The sequence below is a fragment of the Sorangium sp. So ce1036 genome (assembly GCF_051369805.1).
In the GTDB taxonomy this organism is placed as follows: Bacteria; Myxococcota_A; Polyangia; order Polyangiales; family Polyangiaceae; genus Sorangium; species Sorangium cellulosum_F.
On record NZ_JBBMOX010000001.1, the window covers coordinates 4,565,828 to 4,583,878 of the forward strand.

An 18,051-nucleotide genomic window follows, 5' to 3' on the forward strand; every position below is an offset into this window, starting at 1 on the left:
GCGCGGCAGCCTAGGAGCCCGACGGGAGCCGGTCAATCTCGCCCGGCGGAAGGGGGATGGCGCCGGTGTCCCGCGGCGGTCGCGCGCCGGGCCCGGGGCGGGACGCCGGCGTGGCCGCGCCCCTCGCGGCCCACCCCCGCGCCGCGCGAGCGCGCTGCGTCCGCGCCGCACCGCGGGCCCCGGGGTGGCTTGGGTCGTGCAACGGGCCGGTCGCGCGTCGCGGGCCGGGAGCGCCGCAAGCTCCCTGCGAGATCGATCCTCCGGAGTTGCGCGCCGGACCACGCCGCAACCGAAGAAAAGGGGGGACTTCATGAAGAGATCGCCGGTTGAGGTGTTTGGAATCTTCTTCCTCGTGGCGTCCGGAGTCACGGCGTGCGGCGGCGGCCACGCGCGCGAGGATCCACAGGAGAGCGCCGATCGCCGTGTGTCCGGCACGGGGGACGATCTCTCGCCCCTCGCCGGAGAAGCGAGCTTTTTGCCCAGCTACCGCGTGATCGGCCGCAGCGCCGACGCCGGGCGGGCGGCCGCGCTCGCAGGCGCGCTGGGGCTCGCGCGGGAGGGGTTCCGGGGCGGCGCCGCGCTCGCGCCGGATGGCGCGATTCGATACCTCGACCGCGCGCGGTTCCAGCGCCTGCCGACGAGGAAGGTCGCCCCGCCCGCGCCCGGATTTCGCGACGAGCGCGGCTTCGCCACGGTGGCCGGCGATGACGCCGTGGATTTCGAGGCGCTCTCGGCGATCCGCGTCCTCCCCGAGCAGGACGCGGCGGCGCGGGCGTGGGCCGCGCTGGAGGCGGCGCGCCTGCCGGTCGGACGCGATATCGCCGTGGGCCACTCCGTCTTCGAGTCGATCGACGCCGCGGGGCTGCGGGGGGCGCGGGCCGAGCTCGACACGCAGGTGAGCTTCCGCGACGAGCTGGAGGGACTACGGCTGATCGGCCCCGGCGCCAAGGTCAGGATCACGTTCGACGCCGAGGGCGCCGTGACCCACCTGATCTATGCGCGGCGCGAGCTGGAGCGCGGGGAGGACGTCGCGATCGTCCCGGCCTCGGAGGCCCCGGCGCTGTGCGCCCGCGCGCTGGGCGCCGGCGCGGAGATCGCGGCCGAGCCGGAGCTCGTGTATTACGCGCCGCCGCTCTCCCGCGAGGTGACGCGGATCCTGCCTCATTATATATGCAGCGCCCGGCGGTTCTCCGGCGGTGAGGTCGTGGACGTGCGCAGGGGGGTCGTGCCGGCCGTCAAGGACGCTCCGCGCGCCGCCGTCGCCGTGCGCATGGATGGCGAGACCGTTACCGCGGAGGCGATCGTCGCCGGGGGCACTGCGCCGTACACGTACAGGTGGGTATCGTCAGCGCGCTCGCTCGACGGCGCGGGCCCCCTCGCCGCGGAGGTGCGGTATCCGATGGCCCTCCCGGGCAGCGGCCCTCTCGCCCGCGGGCAGACGGAGACGCTCTCGCTGTACGTCACGGACGCGGACGGCCTGGTGGCGACCGCCTCGCGCACGATCCCGGTGCTCCGCGCGGCGCCGGGGGGCGAGGCGCCGAGCGCGCCTGTCCCCGCGCCGGACGAGGACGGGCGCGGCGTGGTCGGCGCCGAGTGGGTCGGGCGCTGCGGCGGCCTCGATCACTCGGCGGCGAACGTCGACGGGCTGCTGAAGCGCTTCGAGGCGGGCGGCGTGACGCCCCGGTTCAACTGGGGTGATCAGCGCGCGTGGGAGATCGACTTCAAGGATCCGGTGATGGGGGGCCAGGACGCGTCCTTCGTGGACTCCGTCGATCTCACGTTCTACACGGGGCACGCGAACGGCTCCGGGTTCATGTTCTGCAGCAGCATGAGCGACCGCTTCCTGCACTTCGGCGACGCCCACTGGGGGAACTCCAACCTGGAATGGATGGTGGTCGCCGCCTGCGGCCCGCTCCAGGACGACGCGGGCGCGTGGCGCTTCCGCTGGTCGGGCGCGTTCAACGGCCTGCACCTCCTGCTCGGCTACGCGACCATCTCGTACGACGACACGACCGAGGGGGCCCTGTTCGCGGGCCGCCTGCTCGACGAGGCGAGCCCGGCGCCGCTGCGGCAGGCGTGGGCGACGACGGCGATCGAGGTCCAGCCGGATGACAGGGTGATCTACGCCGTGATGGGGGTGTACGGCCCGGGCTGGACGATCCCCAACTACGATGATCACTTCTGGGGCAAGGGCCCGGTCGGCCCGGACCTCCGGGGCGCCGCGAGGATCGGGTTCTGGCGGATCTCCGGGCCCACCTGAGCGGCCGCACTCGCCGCGGGCTCGCGCGTCGAGCGCCGCGAGCGCCCCGGCGGCGCCTGCCGGGCGAGCCACGCGGGGCCAGGACCACCTTCACGCGGCGCATCGACACGCTGGAGAACCTTCGCGGGCGCATCGAGACGCTGGTAGAGTCGCTGGATCAGACGCTGACGGTCCGCGCGATGCTGCCATTCTTTGTCCAGCCGACAGGGCACCCGGAGTTGCATGAAGGAACGAGACGAGGCGCGGGCGGCGGCCGGTCGCCGCGCGCGCCGGCGCGCCGCGCGCTCGCCGGCGCGCGCGGCGCGCCGGGGTGGGGGAGCTGGGTCGCGCTGCTCCCGGCGCTCCTGTGCGGCTGCTCGCTCGAGGGGCTGTCCGCGGAATGGGACGCGTCCTCGGCGTCCACGGGCGCGGCCGGCGGGGGCGAGGGGGATCCGCTGGCGCGCGAGGCCGAGCGCTGCGCGCGGGACGGCAGGTTCGTCGTCGAGACCGACCCGAGCGGCGCGGAGTACGTGGTCGTCCCCGAGGACGCGGGCTGCCACGGGGACCGGGTCGAATGCCGGATGGAGGTCGGCGAGGCGGGCTCTTATCAGATCAAGGTCAAGGTCGCCGTGGGGCCCAATCCGAGCACGGACAACTCGTTCCTGGTCCGCGTGGATCGCCAGCCGGAGGCGGGCATCGTCTACAGCTTCAGCGGGGCCGAGTTCCACCTCGATCGCGTCAAGGACTCGAAGGCCGACGACGCGGAGGTCCTCGTGGCGCTCGACCCCGGAGAGCACACCGTCTCGTTCGAGTGCCGGGAGGACGGCGCCCGGCTCGACTGGGTCGGGCTCGTCCGGATAGGGCCTTGAGCGCGTGCCTTGAGCGCGTGCAGCGATGTCGGCCCGGGCAGGGGGCGGGGCCAGCGGCTCGCGGGTCGCGCCCGCCCCGCGCATGGCCTCCGGGGGCCCGCCCGGCCTTCCGAGCCCGCCTTCCCACCTGGCCCTCGTTGACATCCCGGCCCTGGGTTGGGAATCTTCCGGCATGAGGTCCTCGACCGCCGTCCTCCTGCAGCCCGAGGAGCCCGACGTCTCCGGCATCGTGACCGAGGACGAGACCCCCGTGGACAACCTGCCCTCGGAGAAGCAGCAGCGCCTGCTCACGGAGCCGCTCTACAGCTCCTGGTCCGGCCCCCCGCCCGGCGAGGACGGCCAGGCGCGCCCGTTCGTCGCGGCGGCCAACGTCGGGCTGTTCCCGGCGCTGCACGAGCCGCCGATCGTCCCCGATGTCTTCCTGAGCCTGGATGTCCAGGTCCGCGAGGACTTCTGGGCAAAGAAGAACCGGACGTACTTCTTCTGGGAGTTCGGCAAGGCGCCCGAGATCGTCATCGAGATCGTCTCGAACCGGGAGGGCAGGGAGCTCGGCGAGAAGCGGGCGCGCTACGCGCGGGCGGGGATCCCGTATTACGTCGTCTTCGATCCCGCACATCACCTGGGCGAGCAGCCGCTGCACGCCTTCGAGCTTCACGGCAGGTTCTATGTGCCGACGGAGCCGTGGTTCGGGCTCGCGGGGCTCGGGCTCGTCCTCTGGGAGGGCACGTTCGAGGGGATCCACACGACCTGGCTGCGGTGGCGGACCGCGGACGGCGCCGTGGTGCCGACCGGCGCGGAGCGCGCGACCGACGCCGAGGCGCGCGCGACCGACGCCGAGGCGCGCGCGCGCCGGCTCGCGGCGCGGCTGCGCGCGATGGGCATCGATCCGGACAGCGACGGGTCCTGAAGCGTCCGCGGCGGTGGGGGCATGCGCCGGGGCGGAGGGCTCGCCGTCGTCCCCGACGAGACGAGGTGCGAGCGCGGCGACCTCACGAGGTGCGAGCGCGGCGACCTCGTGGACGTGATCGGCAGCGAGGGCGATGTGAAGGGCGCCGCGCTCAGGCGGTCTCGGAGATCGACGTCATCCTGTTGAGCCTGGGGAGCGCCCCCGGCTTGCTCCTCGGCAGCGTGCCGAGCCCGCTGCCCGGCGCGGCGCCGCTCAAGCCCGGCTTCGACGGCGCTGGCACGGTACGCGGATCCGTTTAAGTTGCAATATTCCAGCGCAGCGCGTCCGGTCGACATTCTAAAAAATCGTGTGGCCGGGTACTGGAAATGAAACACCCCGTTTCCTAGTAACGCGTCGCCCAAGTTCGTCCGAGGTCCGCCGCGGAGGGACCGGTGTGGAGGCGAGCCGCAACAGGAGGCTCGCTGGCGCGCTGGCCACGTGAGCGACGAGCCTGGAACGAACCTGGACGACAACGCACCAGCGGTCGGGACGGAGACTGCAGGACGGCGTCCTGCCCGCGTATCCGAGGGTCGAATACCACCATGTCCATGACGAACATGCCGGAGCCACCAGAACCGGCACCATCAACGTGGAAGAGCGATCTCGTCTCGGGATTCCTCGTCTTCTTGATAGCTCTCCCGCTCTCCCTTGGCATCGCCATGGCGAGCGGATTCCCCCCCATCTCCGGCGTGCTCACCGCCATCGTCGGCGGCGTGATCGCCACCTGGCTCGGCAGCGCGCGGCTCACCATCAAAGGCCCGGCAGCGGGGCTCATCGTCATCGCGCTCGGCGCGGTGCAGGAGCTCGGCGGCGGGGACAACGCGACGGGCTACCGCCGCGCGCTCGCCTGCATCGTCGTCGCCGCCGTGGTGCAGATCGCCTTCGCGCTCGCGCGCGCCGGCACCCTCGGCGACTTCTTCCCCTCCTCGGTGGTGCACGGGATGCTCGCGGCCATCGGGATCATCATCTGCTCGAAGCAGGTCCACACGCTCCTCGGCGTCACCCCGACGGCCAACGAGCCGCTCCCCCTGCTCCTGGAGATCCCGGCGAGCGTCCTCCGGCTGAACCCCGCGATCGCCCTGATAGGCGCCCTGTCTCTCGTCCTCCTGTTCGGTTATCCGTTGCTGGCCCGGAGAGGGCGATGGATGCAGAAGATCCCCGCGCCGCTCCTGGTGCTCGCGGCCGCGATGCCGCTCGCGCTCGCCTTCGACCTCGAGCACAGGCACACGTACACCTTCTCGATGACGGACTCGATCTACACGGTCGGGCCGAAGTTCCTCGTCAGCCTGCCGGGGAGCCTGGTTCAGGCGATCGCCTTGCCGGACTTCAGCCAGGTCACCACGGCCGCGTCCCTCAAGTATGTCGTGATGTTCGCCCTGGTGGGAAGCATCGAGTCGCTGCTGTCCGCGAAGGCGGTCAACTCCCTCGATCCCGAGAGGCGCAACGCCGACCTCGACAAGGACCTGCTCGCCACCGGCGTCGGCAACCTCGCCGCGGGCCTGCTCGGCGGGCTGCCCATGATCTCGGAGATCGTCCGCAGCTCCGCCAACATCGGGTACGGCGCGAAGAGCCGGCTCTCGAACTTCTTCCACGGCGCATTCCTCCTGGTCTTCGTCGCCTTCGCGCCGGGGCTCATCCACAGGATCCCGCTGGCCGCGCTGGCCGCGATGCTCGTCTTCACGGGCGTCCGCCTCGCGTCTCCCAGGGAGTTCGTGCACACGTTCCGCATCGGCAAGGAGCAGCTCGTGGTCTTCGTCGCCACCGCCGTGATCACCATTGCGACCGATCTGCTCATGGGCGTCGCGGCCGGCATCGCGGTGGAGATGTTCATCCACGTGCTCCACGGCGCGCCGCTCCGCGGCCTCTTCCGGCCCGACATCGAGGAGCGCGTCGACGGCGCGCGGCTCGTGCTGCGCGTCAAGCAGGCCGCCGTCTTCAGCAACTACCTCTCGATCAAGCGGAGGCTCGCGCGGCACCCGAGCGCCTCCGCCATCGAGATCGACTTCTCCGACACCCGCCTCGTCGATCACACGGTCATGGCCAACTTGCACGATCTCAAGGCCACCCTCGAGCGCAAGGGGCGGACGCTGACGCTCTCGGGCCTCGACGACCACGGCCCGCTGTCGTCGCACCCGCTCTCCGCGAGGAAAAAGGTCGTCCTCGCGCCCGTGGTGATCCGTTGAGCCCGCACGGCGGGGCGTGAGGCACGTGACGTGAAGGATGGCGAGACGCGCGAAGGATGCGCGTGCGCGCCGCAGATTTGAGACGATACTACCACTCCACGATTGAGATGAACGAGCCAAGTTCGACGTCCAGCGCAGACGAAGCTCCAGAAGAGCGCCTGCGCATCTTCCTCCAGCACGCCGGTCACTTCCTGCCCGCGCAGGGGCCGATCGGCGTGTTCGTCCACCACAACACGCTGCACGCGTTCCAGCACCTGCCGTTCCACGACGCGCTCGCCGCGGCGAGCGCGCTGTTCGAGGCAGAGCCGTACCTCCCCGAGGCGGAGTACCGCGCGCACATCGCGTCGGGCCGGATCGACGACCAGGACATCGAGGCGGCGCTCGCCGAGCGCTTCGCCGAGAGGCCGGACGAGCGCCGGGGCCCGCTGTCACGCAACGAGATCGAGCGCCTCGCGCTGCGCTTCCCCATCGAGGGCGTCACCGAGGCGGGGCTCCGGTGGCGCATCGCCGAGGCGGGAGAGACGCGCAGGCTCCGGCCCGACCTCCCGCCCGAGCCGTACCGCCGCCTCATCGTCGGTACCGAGCGCTGGCTCGCCGAGCGCCCCGACGCGGCCGCGCGCCTCGTCGAGGAGGGCGCCCGCGACCCGGAGTCGCGCGCCGCGCTCGCCCTCTGGGACGCCTGCCGCAGCGTGCCGCTGCCGCCCGCGACGCCCGCCGCGCCGCCGCTCATCGAGCGCGTGGGCGTCGATCGATCGCACCGCGATCTCCTGCTCGCGCTCACGGGGGAGGATCCGGCCGAGCTCATCGATCCGCTCTTCATCCGGCTCCTCGGCGCCTACCTCGACGAGGGGATCGCGCACTGGGCGATGCCGGACCGCGCGCAGGGGTTCTTCCGCGCGTTCCGCGGCCTCGTGCTCGACGGGTCGAGGCCGGCCGAGGCGTGCTTCGCCGGGCTCGACGCGGAGCTCCGCGCGATCGGGGCGAGCACGCCGCCCGCCGCCGTCGCCGTCGCCGCCCTGCGCGAGCTCGGCGTCGCCGAGGACCGGTGGGAGGGCTACGTGACGCGCGTGCTGCTCGAGCTGCCGGGCTGGGCCGGCATGGTCCACCGCCTCGAGCGCACGCCGGGCGACCGGCCCGAGGGCGCGCCGCCCGCGTCGCTGGTCGACTACCTCGCCGTGCGCCTGACCCTCGCCCGGTACGCGCTGCGCCACGTGGCGCGCCGGAAGCTCGGGTACGAGGGGCCCCTCGCGGGGCTCGTCGAGCACGCCCGGCGCGCCGCGAGGCCCGTCGAGCCGCCGTCGCGCTCGCCCGACGGCGACAGGCCCTTCCGCCTGTTCCAGCTCGCGCAGCTCGCGGGGCTGTCGGTCGCCCAGATCCATCCGCTCCCGGTGGAGGATCGCGTCTGGGCGCTCGAGGTGCTCGAGGGGCTCGACGAGATGGCGCGGCGGCGCCTGCTCCACGAGGCCTACGAGCACCACCACCGGGCCGAGGTGCTGCACGGCATCGCGGCGAACCTGCGCCGCCCGGCGGGCGAGCGCGCGGTCCCCGATCCGCGGTTCCAGGTCGCGCTCTGCATCGACGACCGCTGCGAGGGGCTCCGGCGGCACTTCGAGGAGCTCTCCCCGCGGCACGAGACGCTCGGCATCGCCGGGTTCTTCGGCGTGCCGATCCGGTACCGCGGGCTCGACGACGCCGGCCAGGCGAGCCTCTGCCCCGTCAACGTCGTGCCGGCGCACGAGATCGTCGAGCGACCCCGCGTCGAGGGCTTCGGGCTCGTCCGGAAGGCGCGCCGCAGGCGCTGGGCGCGCTTCGTCCACGCGCTCGGGCACGGGACACGGACCCTCTCGCGCGGCCTCTTGCTCACGCCGACCCTCGGGCTGTTCTCCACGATCCCGCTCGTCGGGCGCACCCTCTTCCCGCGGGCGTACGCGCGGCTGCGCGGCGCGATCGCGCGGCGCCTCCTGCCGGCGGTGCCGACCCAGCTCCACAGCCCGCACGAGGAGGGGGCGCCGGCGGCCCGCGGGGGCGCGCCCCTCGCGGCCGCCGAGGAGGCCGCGATGGTGGCGGCGACGCTCGAGATCATGGGGCTCACCCGGCGCTTCGCGCCGCTCGTGGTGGTGCTCGGGCACGGCGCGAGCAGCGTGAACAACCCGCACCACTCCGCGTACGACTGCGGCGCGTGCGGCGGCCGGCACGGCGGCCCGAACGCGCGGCTGTTCGCCGCCATGGCCAACGACCGGGAGGTGCGCGCGCTGCTCCGCGCGCGCGGCATCGACATCCCGGAGGGGACCTTCTTCCTCGGCGGGATGAACAACACGACCACCGAGGAGATCGTCTTCTACGACGAGATCCTCGCGCCGCCGTCGCACCGCGGCGAGATCGCCGCGCTCAAGGGCGCGCTCGTCGAGGCGCGCAAGCGGCACGCGCACGAGCGCTGCCGCCGCTTCGCGTCGGCCCCGGAGCGCCTGAGCCCCGAGCAGGCGCTCGCGCACGTCGAGGCGCGCGCGGTGGACCTCAGCGAGGCCCGGCCCGAGCTCGGACACGCGACCAACGCCGTCTGCGTGATCGGCCGCCGCGAGCTCACCCGCGGGCTCTTCCTCGACCGCCGGGTGTTCCTCACCTCGTACGACCCGACCCAGGACCCCACCGGCGCGGTCCTCGAGCGCGTCCTGCTCTCCGCCGGGCCGGTCGGGGCGGGGATCAACCTGGAGTACTACTTCTCCCGCGTCGACAACCTCCGCTTCGGCGCGGGGACCAAGCTCCCCCACAACCTCGTCTCGCTGCTCGGGGTCATGGACGGCGCGCTGAGCGATCTGCGCACCGGCCTGCCGAAGCAGATGATCGAGATCCACGAGCCGGTGCGCATGCTCACCGTCGTGGAGGCGAGCACGGAGACGGCCGCGGCGATCTGCGCGCGGCAGCCGTCGCTCCGCGAGCTCATCTTCAACGGCTGGATCCAGCTCGCCTGTATCGATCCGGCGACGGGCCGGATCGAGCACTTCGCCCGCGGCGCCTTCGCGCCGTTTTCGCCCCCGGAGCGTCCTCTGCCCACGGTGGCGCGGTCCTCCGACTGGTACGCGGGCAAGCGCGACTTCGTGCCGCCCGCCATCGTCCGCCCCGCGCCCCGCGGGGCCTCGCTGGAGATCGCCGACCATGCTGCCTGATCTCGTCCTCGGCAAGCTCGCCGCGCTCGCCGTGCTCTCGCCGGCGGTGGCCTTCGCCGCGCTCGGCGCCTTCCTGCTCCTCCTGCGCACGCCGAGCGAGCGCGTGGTGTCCGGCGTCGTGCAGTCCTCGCTCGCGATCTCGCTCGCCGCCTCGCTCGTCGTCTGGGGCTCGTCCGTCGCGGCGCCCTACGCCTTCCTCCCCGTGGAGCTCGGGCACTGGTTCGAGGCGTCTGGCTACTCGTTCGACGTCATCCTGCTCGTCGACCGGCTGTCGGCGACGATGATGGTGCTCGTCTCGCTGATCGCGCTCGTCGCCGGCAGGTTCTCGGTCGCGTACCTGCACCGCGAGGCGGGGTTCGCGCGGTTCTTCCTGCTCCTCGCGCTGTTCTCGACGGGCATGCTGGCGCTCGTGTCCGCGGGGAGCATCGACCTGCTCTTCGCCGGCTGGGAGCTCGTCGGCGTGACGAGCGTGCTCCTCGTGGCCTTCTTCCACGAGCGCGCGGCGCCGGCGCGGGCGGCGCTCAGGGTCTACGTCACCTACCGGCTCTGCGACGTGGGGCTGCTCGTGGGCGTGGTGCTGATGCACCAGATCGCCGGCTCCACCCACTTCGGCGAGGTGTTCGGCGGCGCCGCCTGGCCCGGGACGGCCGCCGCGATCAACGGCTCCGGGGCGACGGCGCTCGCGCTGTGCCTGTTCCTCGCCGCGATGGGCAAGAGCGCGCAGTTCCCCGTCGGCAGCTGGCTGCCGCGGGCGATGGAGGGGCCGACGCCCTCGAGCGCGCTCTTCTACGGCGCGATCTCGATCCACGCGGGCGTGTACCTGATGCTGCGCGCGGCGCCCGTGCTCGAGCGCTCGCCCGCGGCGAGCGCGGTGGTGGCCGTCGTCGGGGCGCTCACGGCCGTCCACGGGACCCTGGTGGGCCGCGTGCAGGCCGACGTGAAGAGCGCGCTCGCGTACGCGACGATGTCGCAGGTCGGGATCATGTTCGTGGAGATCGGGCTCGGGCTCTACTGGCTCGCGCTCGTGCACCTGTTCGCGCACGCGTGCCTCAGGTGCCTGCAGATGCTGCGCTCCCCCTCGGCGCTCCGCGACGCGCAGGAGATCCGGGCCGCGCACGCCGGCGACCCGCTGCCGCGCCTCGGGATCGCCGGCCGGGTGCTGCCGGCGCCGCTCGTGCGGCGCGCGTACTGGCTCGCCCTCGAGCGCTTCCACCTGGAGGCGCTGCAGCAGCGGTTCATCGCGGCGCCGCTCATGCGCCTCGGTCAGGCGGTCGACCGGCTCGAGCGCCGCTGGGTCGCGGCGCTGAGCGGCGTCGCCGAGCGCCACCCCGGCGGCGCGCGCGACGACGGCCGCGCCCACGGCGAGCGCGCGGGCGCCGCGGCCCCCGCGGGCGCCCCGGCCTCCGTGGGCGTGGCGGCCTCCACGGTCGACGCGAAGGGGGCGCGGTCATGACGATGTTCCTGCTCCTCTCGGCGCTCGTCCTCGCGCCCGCGCTCGCCGCGCTGGCCGCCTCCCGCGCGCGCGGCGACGAGGCCGCGCGCCGCGTGGCCCTCGCCGGCGCGGCGCTCACGCTGCTGCTCTCGCTCGTGGCGCTCGCGCTGTTCCACAGGGGGGGCGGCGTCGCCCTCGACGCGATCGGCCCCGCGGTGCCGCCGCTCGGCGTGCGCCTCCGCCTCGGGCTCGACGGCTTCAGCGCCTCCCTGCTGCCGCTGCTCGGCTTCATGCTGCTCGCCCTGATCGCCGCGGGTCCGCGCGCCGCGCTCGACCGGCCGAACCTCGCGGCGCTGCTCGCCACGGCGAGCGCCATCCTCGGCGTCTACTGCGCGTCGGACCTCGCGGTGCTCGCCGTGGCGTGGGTCGCCGCGCTCCTGCCGGGCGCGCGCCTCGTCGCCAGGGGTGGCGCGTCCGACCAGCTCCTCCGGCGCACCTACCGCATCTTCCTGATCGGCGGCGCGGCGCCGCTCGTCCTCGCGATCGGCGCCATGGCCGCGCTCGCCGCGCGCCGCGGCGCGGCGCTGCCGTTCGACCTCCAGGAGATCGCCCGCGTCGGCATCCCCGAGGCGTGGCAGTCGCCGCTGCTCGCGCTCGTCGGCATCTCCGTGCTGATGCGCATGGCCGCCGTGCCGTTCCACGGCTGGCTGCCGGTGCTGCTCGAGCGGGGGCCGATCGGCGTGACCGTCCTGCTCGCCGAGATGCAGGTCGGCGTCTGCGTGCTGGTCCGCGTGGCGGCGCCGCTCCTGCCCGAGGCGTGCGCCGAGGACATGCCGATCCTCGCCGCGCTGGGGCTCTTCAGCGCGCTGCACGGCTCGGTCCTCGCGCTCACGCAGACGGATCTACGCCGGATGATCGGGTACCTCGTGGCGAGCCAGAAGGGGCTCATCCTCCTCGGGATCGCGTCGATGAACCCGCAGAGCGTGAGCGGCGCGCTGGTGCAGAGCTTCGGCCTGTCGATCGCGGTCATCGGGGTGGCGATGGTCGTCTGGGCGATCGAGGCGCGGACGGGCACGGCGGACATGAGGGAGCTCGGCGGCCTCGTGGCGAAGACGCCCCGCATGGCCGCCTTCTTCTTCCTGCTCGCGTTCGCGGCGATCGGGTTCCCGGGGGCGCTGACGTTCATCGGCGAGGATCTCTTGCTGCACGGCGTCCTGCACGTGAGCCCGGCGCTCGCGGTGATGATGCTGGGCGCGACGGCGCTCAACGGGATCACGATGTTCCGCGCGTTCCAGCGCACCTTCCTGGGCCCGGTCCCGCGCGGCCGGGCGAGCGGCGCGGCGATCGAGTCGCTCCTGTTCCGGGAGCGGGCCGCCTTGCTGTCGATCCTGGCGCTGATCGTGACCCTGGGCGTCGCGCCGTCCCGGCTGCTCGCGCTGCACGCGCCGGTGGTGGAGCGCGTCCTTGCGGAGGTCGGCGACGGCCCGGTGAAGGCGTCGCCTCACGCGCGGGCGGAGTGAGCACCGGCGCCGGGGAGAGCTCCGGCGCCGGAGATGGCATCGAGCGCGGGCGATGTGCGTCTCGGCATGACGCCGCGGCGCAGGCCGTCGCCGCGGCGCAGGCCGTGCCGCGGCGCAGGCCGTGCCGCGGCGCGCAGCGCGTGCGCGCGACCTCGCCGGGGCGAGCGGGCTCGAGGTGGATCGGGGCGGCCCGGAGGCCGCGTTCCGGCCAGACTACGGAAAATGGCGTGCGGGGCCCGCGGCTTGCAGAGCGCGCTCGTCGCACACGGTAAGGAGGGTACGCCATTGTCCGCAGCAGCCAGCCAGAGCAGCGAGAACCAGGGCCAGCCGGAGCAGCCGCCGACCTCGATCCCCGAGCTGCGCTCGACGATCGCCAACGAGAAGCTCAGGCGATGGATCGCGGAGGTCGTGGCGATGTGCCAGCCGGACCGCGTGCACGTGTGCGACGGCTCCAAGGAGGAGTACGACGCGCTCTGCGAGCAGATGGTCAAGGCGGGCATGCTCATCCGCCTCAACCCGGAGAGGCGCCCGGACAGCTACCTTGCGCGCTCGGATCCGAGCGACGTGGCCCGCGTCGAGGATCGCACGTTCATCTGCAGCCGCCGCAAGCAGGACGCCGGCCCCACGAACAACTGGGCCGATCCGCAGGAGATGAAGGCCACGCTGCGCCGGCTCTTCACCGGGGCGATGCGCGGCCGGACGCTGTACGTCATCCCGTTCAGCATGGGCCCTGTCGGCTCGCCCTACGCGCACATCGGCGTGGAGCTCAGCGACTCGCCGTACGTCGCCGCGAGCATGCGCATCATGACCCGCATGGGGAGCAAGGTGCTCGAGGCGCTCGGGGACCGCGATTTCGTCCCGTGCCTGCACTCGGTCGGCATGCCGCTCGCCCCGGGCCAGCGCGACGTGCCGTGGCCGTGCAACCGGGAGCAGAAGTACATCGTCCACTTCCCGGGCGAGCGGCTCATCTGGTCGTTCGGGAGCGGTTACGGCGGCAACGCGCTGCTCGGCAAGAAGTGCTTCGCGCTGCGCATCGCCTCGGCCATCGGCCGCGAGCAGGGCTGGCTGGCCGAGCACATGCTCATCCTGGGCGTCGAGTCGCCGAAGGGCGAGAAGACGTACGTCGCCGCGGCCTTCCCGAGCGCCTGCGGCAAGACGAACTTCGCCATGCTCATCCCGCCGAAGGCGTTCCACGGCTGGAAGGTCACGACCGTCGGCGACGACATCGCCTGGATGAAGCCCGGCCGGGACGGGCAGCTCTACGCCATCAACCCCGAGGCGGGGTACTTCGGGGTGGCCCCGGGGACGTCGGAGCGGTCGAACGCGAACGCGATGGCGACCGTCCGGCGGGGGACGATCTTCACGAACGTGGCGCTCACGCCCGACGGCGACGTCTGGTGGGAGGGGATGACCGCCGAGCCGCCGCCGGAGCTCATCGACTGGCAGGGGAACCCTTGGACGCCGGCGTGCGGGCGCAAGGCGGCCCACCCGAACGCGCGCTTCACGACCCCCGCGTCGCAGTGCCCGTCGATCGATCCGCGCTGGGACGATCCGGACGGGGTCCCGATCAGCGCCATCGTCTTCGGCGGGCGGCGGGCGACGACGGTGCCGCTCGTGTACCAGGCGTTCAACTGGAGCTTCGGCGTCTACATGGCCGCGACGATCGGCTCGGAGATGACGGCGGCGGCCGGCGGCCCCCTCGGCGAGGTCCGCCGTGACCCGATGGCGATGCTGCCCTTCTGCGGCTACCACATGGGCGACTACTTCAACCACTGGCTGCAGATGGGGCGCGAGATCGTCAATCCGCCCCGCATCTTCTCGGTCAACTGGTTCCGCAAGGACGAGCAGGGCAATTTCCTGTGGCCGGGCTTCGGCGAGAACATGCGCGTCCTCAAGTGGATCGTCGACCGGGTGCACGGGCGCGGCTTCGCGGAGGAGAGCCCGCTCGGATGGATGCCCCGCTACGAGGATCTCGAGTGGAAGGGCATGGAGGGCTTCTCGAAGGAGAGGTTCTATCAGCTCATGGCCGTCGACCGCGAGGCGTGGAAGGTGGAGCTCGGCTCGCACGGGGACCTCTTCGAGCGGCTGTATGATCGGCTGCCGAAGGAGTTCATGCTGATGCGGGAGCTGCTCCTGTCGCAGCTCTGGCGCTCGCCGGAGCGTTGGGAGCTCGCGCCCGAGCGCTACCTGGATGATCACGGTATGTAGGGCGGGGTAGGGGCCATCGCGCGGGACACCGACGTCGGCGAGGCCTCGAGTCGTTCCACCGGGCGACTCCAGATCTCGCCGGTAGCCCCTCACATCGGGGGGCTGGGTGGTCGAGGGCACCATCGTGTCTGCGCGCTGCGGTGCGTTCCTGTGCATTCGTGCCGGACGGCAGCCTTGAAACCCCGCTCACGCCCGGCGTACGCTCCAGCCTCTGGCGAATGGTGCGTGAAGAACTGGACGAGCTCGGGCGACTCAGGGCAGAGAACGCAGCACTGCACGCGCGCGTCGAGGCGCTGGAGGGAGCGCTGGCGGAGCGGTCGCGTGGCCGCTCGCCCGAGGGATCCGCGCAGCGCGACGCGACCGACGCGGGCGGTCACGTCGGGCTCGAGTGGGTGCTCACGACGTCACCGGCGCTGATCCACTGGCGCCCGGATGGCACGGTGACGCGCTGGAGCGACGGCGCCGAGCGCATCTTCGGCTGGCGCGCGAGCGAGGCCGTCGGTCGCAGGCTGTCCGACCTCGTGGCCGCGGATCCCGTGACCCCCGACGCGGTGAGCGCCTTCGAGTTCCACTGGATGGAGAGCCGGTTCGCCGTGGCTCAGGGCGAGGCCAGGGCGAGAGACGGGCACACGCGCCCCTGCCGCTGGACGTACACCGTATTGCGCGACGACGGGGGCGACGTGCGCGAGATCGCGGCGATCGTCGACGACACCAGCGATCCGCGGCGGAGGGAGCAGATGATGCGCGGGCGGTATCAGCTGCTCCTCCAGCTGGTGGACAACGCGTGCAGCTCGATCTTCGTCAAGGATCTCGAGGGGCGCTACGTCTTCGTCAACCGTGCTCTCGCGCAAGTCCTGCAGAGGCACGCCATCGAGGTCATCGGCAAGAAAGAACATGAGGTGAACACCTTGACCCCCGAGGGCACCGAGATGCTCCTGGCGAAGGAGCGAGAGGTGCTCGCCGGGGGCAGGGTCATGCAGTTCGAGGAGGCGCTGCCGTTCGGCGGCACGCATATCCATTTCTCCACGGTCAAGTTCCCGATCCTCGACGAGCGTGGCCAGGCGATCGGTCTCGGCGGCATCGTGACCGAGATCACGATGCTGAGGCGCGCGGAGGCCGAGCGGGCGGCGCTGCAGGAGAAGATCATCGTCGCCCAGCAGGCTGCCCTCCGGGAGCTGTCCACGCCGCTCATCCCGCTCGCCGACCGGGTGGTGGCGATGCCGCTCGTGGGGACGATCGACAGCGCGCGCGCCACGCAGATCATGGAGACGTTGCTCTCCGGCATCAGCAGCCAGGGCGCCCACACCGCGATCCTGGACATCACCGGCGTTCGCGCGGTCGACACGCTCGTCGCCGACGCGCTGACGCGGACCGCGCGCGCCGCCCAGCTGCTCGGCACCCGCGTGGTGCTCACCGGCGTCCGCCCGGAGGTGGCGCAGACGCTGGTCACGCTCGGCGTGGATCTGTCCGGCATCACCACGCTGGGCACCTTGCAGAGCGGCATCGCCCACGCCCTCCGCCACGCCGGGCGCTAGAGCGGCGGTCACCCGCTTCGGATACGGGCCCATCTCGACGTTTTCGGTGCTCAGCGCACCGGAGTGCGCTTCCGCGCCGAAAACGCCGATCTGGGCCCGTCTCCTGTGCGGGGGACCGCCGCTCGGTGGCGCTTGTACCCGGGGCGGGGGGGGAGGGCGCGTCGGCGCCGGCTCCGTCCGGCGCACTCCCGGCGAGTGCCGCCCGGGAGTGCGCCGGCCTGGCCTCAGGCGGGCTCGTCGCGCTCGACGTCGATGTGCACGAGCACCTCGGCGTCGGGCTCGACGGCCAGGATCGCGTCGCGCGCGCGGTCGCCTATCGCGTGAGCGCGGGCGAGGCGGAGGTCGCCGGGGAGCTCGATGTGCACGTCCACGAACAGCGTGTGGCCGGCGATCCGCGTGCGCAGCGCGTGGTGGCCGGCGATCTCGCCGACCGCGCGCAGCGCGTCGAGCGCGGCCTCGATGGCGCGGACGCGCTCCTCGGGGGCGCTCGTGTCGATGAGGTCGCGCACGCCGAGGCGGAGGAGGGAGCCCGCCGAGGCGAGGATGTAGACGGCGACGGCGATCGACAGGACGCCGTCGACGCGGGAGATGCCCGTCGCGTAGGTGAGGGCGACGCCGAGGAAGACCGCGAGGTTCGCGGCGATGTCGGTGCGGTAGTGGACCGCGTCCGCCTGGATGGCGCTCGACCCGGTGCGCGCGGCGACGCGGCCGAGGTAGGCGACGAGCGCCGCGGTGATGAGCGCGGCGACGGCCATGGCGCCGAGCGTGACGGCGGCGAGGCGGAGCGGCTCGGGGGAGAGCAGCCGGCGGACGCCCTCGATGAGCAGGTAGACGCCCGAGCCGCCGATGAGCAGGCCCTGGCCTGCGGTGGCGAGCGTCTCGATCTTCGCGTGGCCGAACGGGTGGGACCGGTCGGGCGCGGCGTGGGCGAGCCGGATGGCGAGGGCGTTCGCCGAGGACGCGAAGAGGTCGGTGAGGGAGTCGACGGCGCTCGCGGTCACGGCCATGGAGTGGCCGAGCTGGCCGGCGATGAGCTTGCCGAGGGCGAGGCCGCCGGCGGTCAACGCAGCGATCCGTCCGGCACGCAGCGCGAGGTGGGCGCGCTCGGCGGCGCGGGCGCCCGGGTCGGGGGCCGCACCCAGGTTGGGGTCCCGGCCGGCACCCAGGTTGGGGTCCCGGCCGGGGGCCGCACCCAGGTTGGGGTCCCGGCCGGCACCCAGGTTGGGGTCCCGGCCGGCACCCAGGTTGGAGGCCGCGGCGGCAGGCGGTCCGCTCATCGCGCGAAGGCTAACCCGTTGCGCCCGGCGCCGTCACGCTCACGGGGCAGCACGCGGATCGGGGGCGGCGTGCGCGCCTTCCAGGAGCAGGCCCATCACCAGGTCGTCCACGAGCACCCCGTCGTCGCGGCGGACCAGCGCGCGGCGCGTCCCCTCCAGCACGAACCCCAGCGACCGGTACAGCGCGATCGCCCGGGCGTTGTCCGACCGCACCTGCAGCTCCACCCGCAGCACGCGCCCGCCGTCCGCGTCGCGGTGCGCGCGCGCCCACTCGAGCAGCCGCCCCATCAAGGCCCGCCCCACGCCGAGCCCCTGGGCCTCCGGGTGCACGCCGAGCCCGACCACCCCCACGTGGCGCAGCATCCTCGGCTGGAGCCGTAGCAGCGTCGCCTCGCCCACGAGGCGGCCGCCATCCATCTCGGCCGCCAGGCACATCGCCGAGCTGTCCGTGGCCGTGAGCCCCGCGCGCTCCAGCCGCTCGGCGTAGGCGCTCGCGTCCGCGGGCAGCTCGTCCTCGTGCTTCACCACGCCGTGCCGGGCCCGCACGATCGCTCGCTCGAGCGCGAGCCGCGCGGCGGCGTCCTCCTCCGAGAACGGGCGGACGACGCAATGGCGGCCGTCCCGGAGCGGCGCTCGGATCGGAGCGATCGGCATGGGGAGCGCCGAGGCTACCTCCAT

General features: G+C 73.2%; 12 protein-coding genes. 9 read left to right on the forward strand and 3 right to left on the reverse strand.

Going from position 1 to position 18,051, the window contains the following annotated elements; all coding sequences use genetic code 11:
- The first annotated feature begins 310 nt into the window (after window positions 1-310).
- The 3 genes from WMF31_RS17330 to WMF31_RS17340 all read left to right on the forward strand — a co-directional run bounded on the left by WMF31_RS17330 (window position 311) and on the right by WMF31_RS17340 (window position 4,015).
- Window positions 311-2,260 carry a DUF6345 domain-containing protein gene (locus WMF31_RS17330; RefSeq protein ID WP_436603006.1) on the forward strand — a complete coding sequence of 650 codons (1,950 nt, stop codon included), beginning with the start codon at window positions 311-313 and terminating at the stop codon, window positions 2,258-2,260.
- Window positions 2,261-2,439: 179 nt separating this feature from the next.
- Window positions 2,440-3,108, forward strand: coding sequence for a hypothetical protein (locus tag WMF31_RS17335; protein WP_436603007.1), 669 nt, complete (start codon window positions 2,440-2,442; stop codon window positions 3,106-3,108).
- A 172-nt stretch (window positions 3,109-3,280) separates the two neighbouring features.
- Window positions 3,281-4,015: a Uma2 family endonuclease gene (locus tag WMF31_RS17340; RefSeq protein WP_436603008.1), complete on the forward strand. Its 735-nt coding sequence runs from the start codon at window positions 3,281-3,283 to the stop codon at window positions 4,013-4,015.
- A 151-nt stretch (window positions 4,016-4,166) separates the two neighbouring features.
- On the opposite strand, the gene WMF31_RS17345 is transcribed toward WMF31_RS17340, so the two are convergent.
- Entirely contained in the window at window positions 4,167-4,295 is a 129-nt protein-coding gene (locus WMF31_RS17345) for a hypothetical protein (RefSeq protein ID WP_436603009.1), read from the reverse strand.
- Between the two features lie 301 nt (window positions 4,296-4,596).
- On the opposite strand from WMF31_RS17345, the gene WMF31_RS17350 reads away from it, so the two are divergent.
- The 6 genes from WMF31_RS17350 (at window position 4,597) to WMF31_RS17375 (ending at window position 16,096) form a co-directional block, all read left to right on the forward strand.
- Window positions 4,597-6,237: a SulP family inorganic anion transporter gene (locus WMF31_RS17350; RefSeq protein ID WP_436603010.1), complete on the forward strand. Its 1,641-nt coding sequence runs from the start codon at window positions 4,597-4,599 to the stop codon at window positions 6,235-6,237.
- 107 nt (window positions 6,238-6,344) lie between these two features.
- Window positions 6,345-9,401, forward strand: coding sequence for a YbcC family protein (locus WMF31_RS17355; protein ID WP_436603011.1), 3,057 nt, complete (start codon window positions 6,345-6,347; stop codon window positions 9,399-9,401).
- On the forward strand, window positions 9,391-10,854 hold the full coding sequence (locus tag WMF31_RS17360) for a proton-conducting transporter transmembrane domain-containing protein (RefSeq protein ID WP_436603012.1): 1,464 nt from the start codon (window positions 9,391-9,393) through the stop codon (window positions 10,852-10,854). Before WMF31_RS17355 ends, WMF31_RS17360 begins: the two co-directional genes overlap by 11 nt.
- A complete protein-coding gene (locus WMF31_RS17365) occupies window positions 10,851-12,353 on the forward strand; it encodes a complex I subunit 4 family protein (protein WP_436603013.1) in 1,503 nt (500 codons plus the stop codon). The genes WMF31_RS17360 and WMF31_RS17365 overlap by 4 nt, the downstream gene beginning before the upstream one ends.
- Window positions 12,354-12,701: 348 nt before the next feature.
- Window positions 12,702-14,561 (forward strand): phosphoenolpyruvate carboxykinase (GTP), encoded by a 1,860-nt coding sequence (locus WMF31_RS17370; protein ID WP_436606571.1) that lies wholly within the window; start codon window positions 12,702-12,704, stop codon window positions 14,559-14,561.
- 218 nt (window positions 14,562-14,779) lie between these two features.
- Window positions 14,780-16,096 carry a PAS domain-containing protein gene (locus WMF31_RS17375; protein ID WP_436603014.1) on the forward strand — a complete coding sequence of 439 codons (1,317 nt, stop codon included), beginning with the start codon at window positions 14,780-14,782 and terminating at the stop codon, window positions 16,094-16,096.
- Between the two features lie 224 nt (window positions 16,097-16,320).
- Here the strand turns inward: WMF31_RS17375 and WMF31_RS17380 are convergent, their stop codons facing one another.
- The gene (locus tag WMF31_RS17380) at window positions 16,321-17,373 is read right to left on the reverse strand and encodes a cation diffusion facilitator family transporter (protein ID WP_436603015.1); all 1,053 of its coding nucleotides are present in this window, start codon (window positions 17,371-17,373) and stop codon (window positions 16,321-16,323) included.
- A gap of 39 nt (window positions 17,374-17,412) precedes the next feature.
- Window positions 17,413-18,027 (reverse strand): GNAT family N-acetyltransferase, encoded by a 615-nt coding sequence (locus WMF31_RS17385; RefSeq protein WP_436603016.1) that lies wholly within the window; start codon window positions 18,025-18,027, stop codon window positions 17,413-17,415.
- Window positions 18,028-18,051: the final 24 nt, after the last annotated feature.

Excerpts from the sequence above, each read along its gene's own strand:
- WMF31_RS17330 (WP_436603006.1), top strand. The coding sequence starts at position 311 with ATGAAGAGATCGCCGGTTGAGGTGTTTGGAATCTTCTTCCTCGTGGCG.
- WMF31_RS17335 (WP_436603007.1), top strand. The coding sequence starts at position 2,440 with ATGCTGCCATTCTTTGTCCAGCCGACAGGGCACCCGGAGTTGCATGAA.
- WMF31_RS17340 (WP_436603008.1), top strand. The coding sequence starts at position 3,281 with ATGAGGTCCTCGACCGCCGTCCTCCTGCAGCCCGAGGAGCCCGACGTC.
- WMF31_RS17350 (WP_436603010.1), top strand. The coding sequence starts at position 4,597 with ATGTCCATGACGAACATGCCGGAGCCACCAGAACCGGCACCATCAACG.
- WMF31_RS17355 (WP_436603011.1), top strand. The coding sequence starts at position 6,345 with ATGAACGAGCCAAGTTCGACGTCCAGCGCAGACGAAGCTCCAGAAGAG.
- WMF31_RS17360 (WP_436603012.1), top strand. The coding sequence starts at position 9,391 with ATGCTGCCTGATCTCGTCCTCGGCAAGCTCGCCGCGCTCGCCGTGCTC.
- WMF31_RS17365 (WP_436603013.1), top strand. The coding sequence starts at position 10,851 with ATGACGATGTTCCTGCTCCTCTCGGCGCTCGTCCTCGCGCCCGCGCTC.
- WMF31_RS17375 (WP_436603014.1), top strand. The coding sequence starts at position 14,780 with ATGGTGCGTGAAGAACTGGACGAGCTCGGGCGACTCAGGGCAGAGAAC.
- WMF31_RS17380 (WP_436603015.1), bottom strand. The coding sequence starts at position 17,373 with ATGAGCGGACCGCCTGCCGCCGCGGCCTCCAACCTGGGTGCCGGCCGG.
- WMF31_RS17385 (WP_436603016.1), bottom strand. The coding sequence starts at position 18,027 with ATGCCGATCGCTCCGATCCGAGCGCCGCTCCGGGACGGCCGCCATTGC.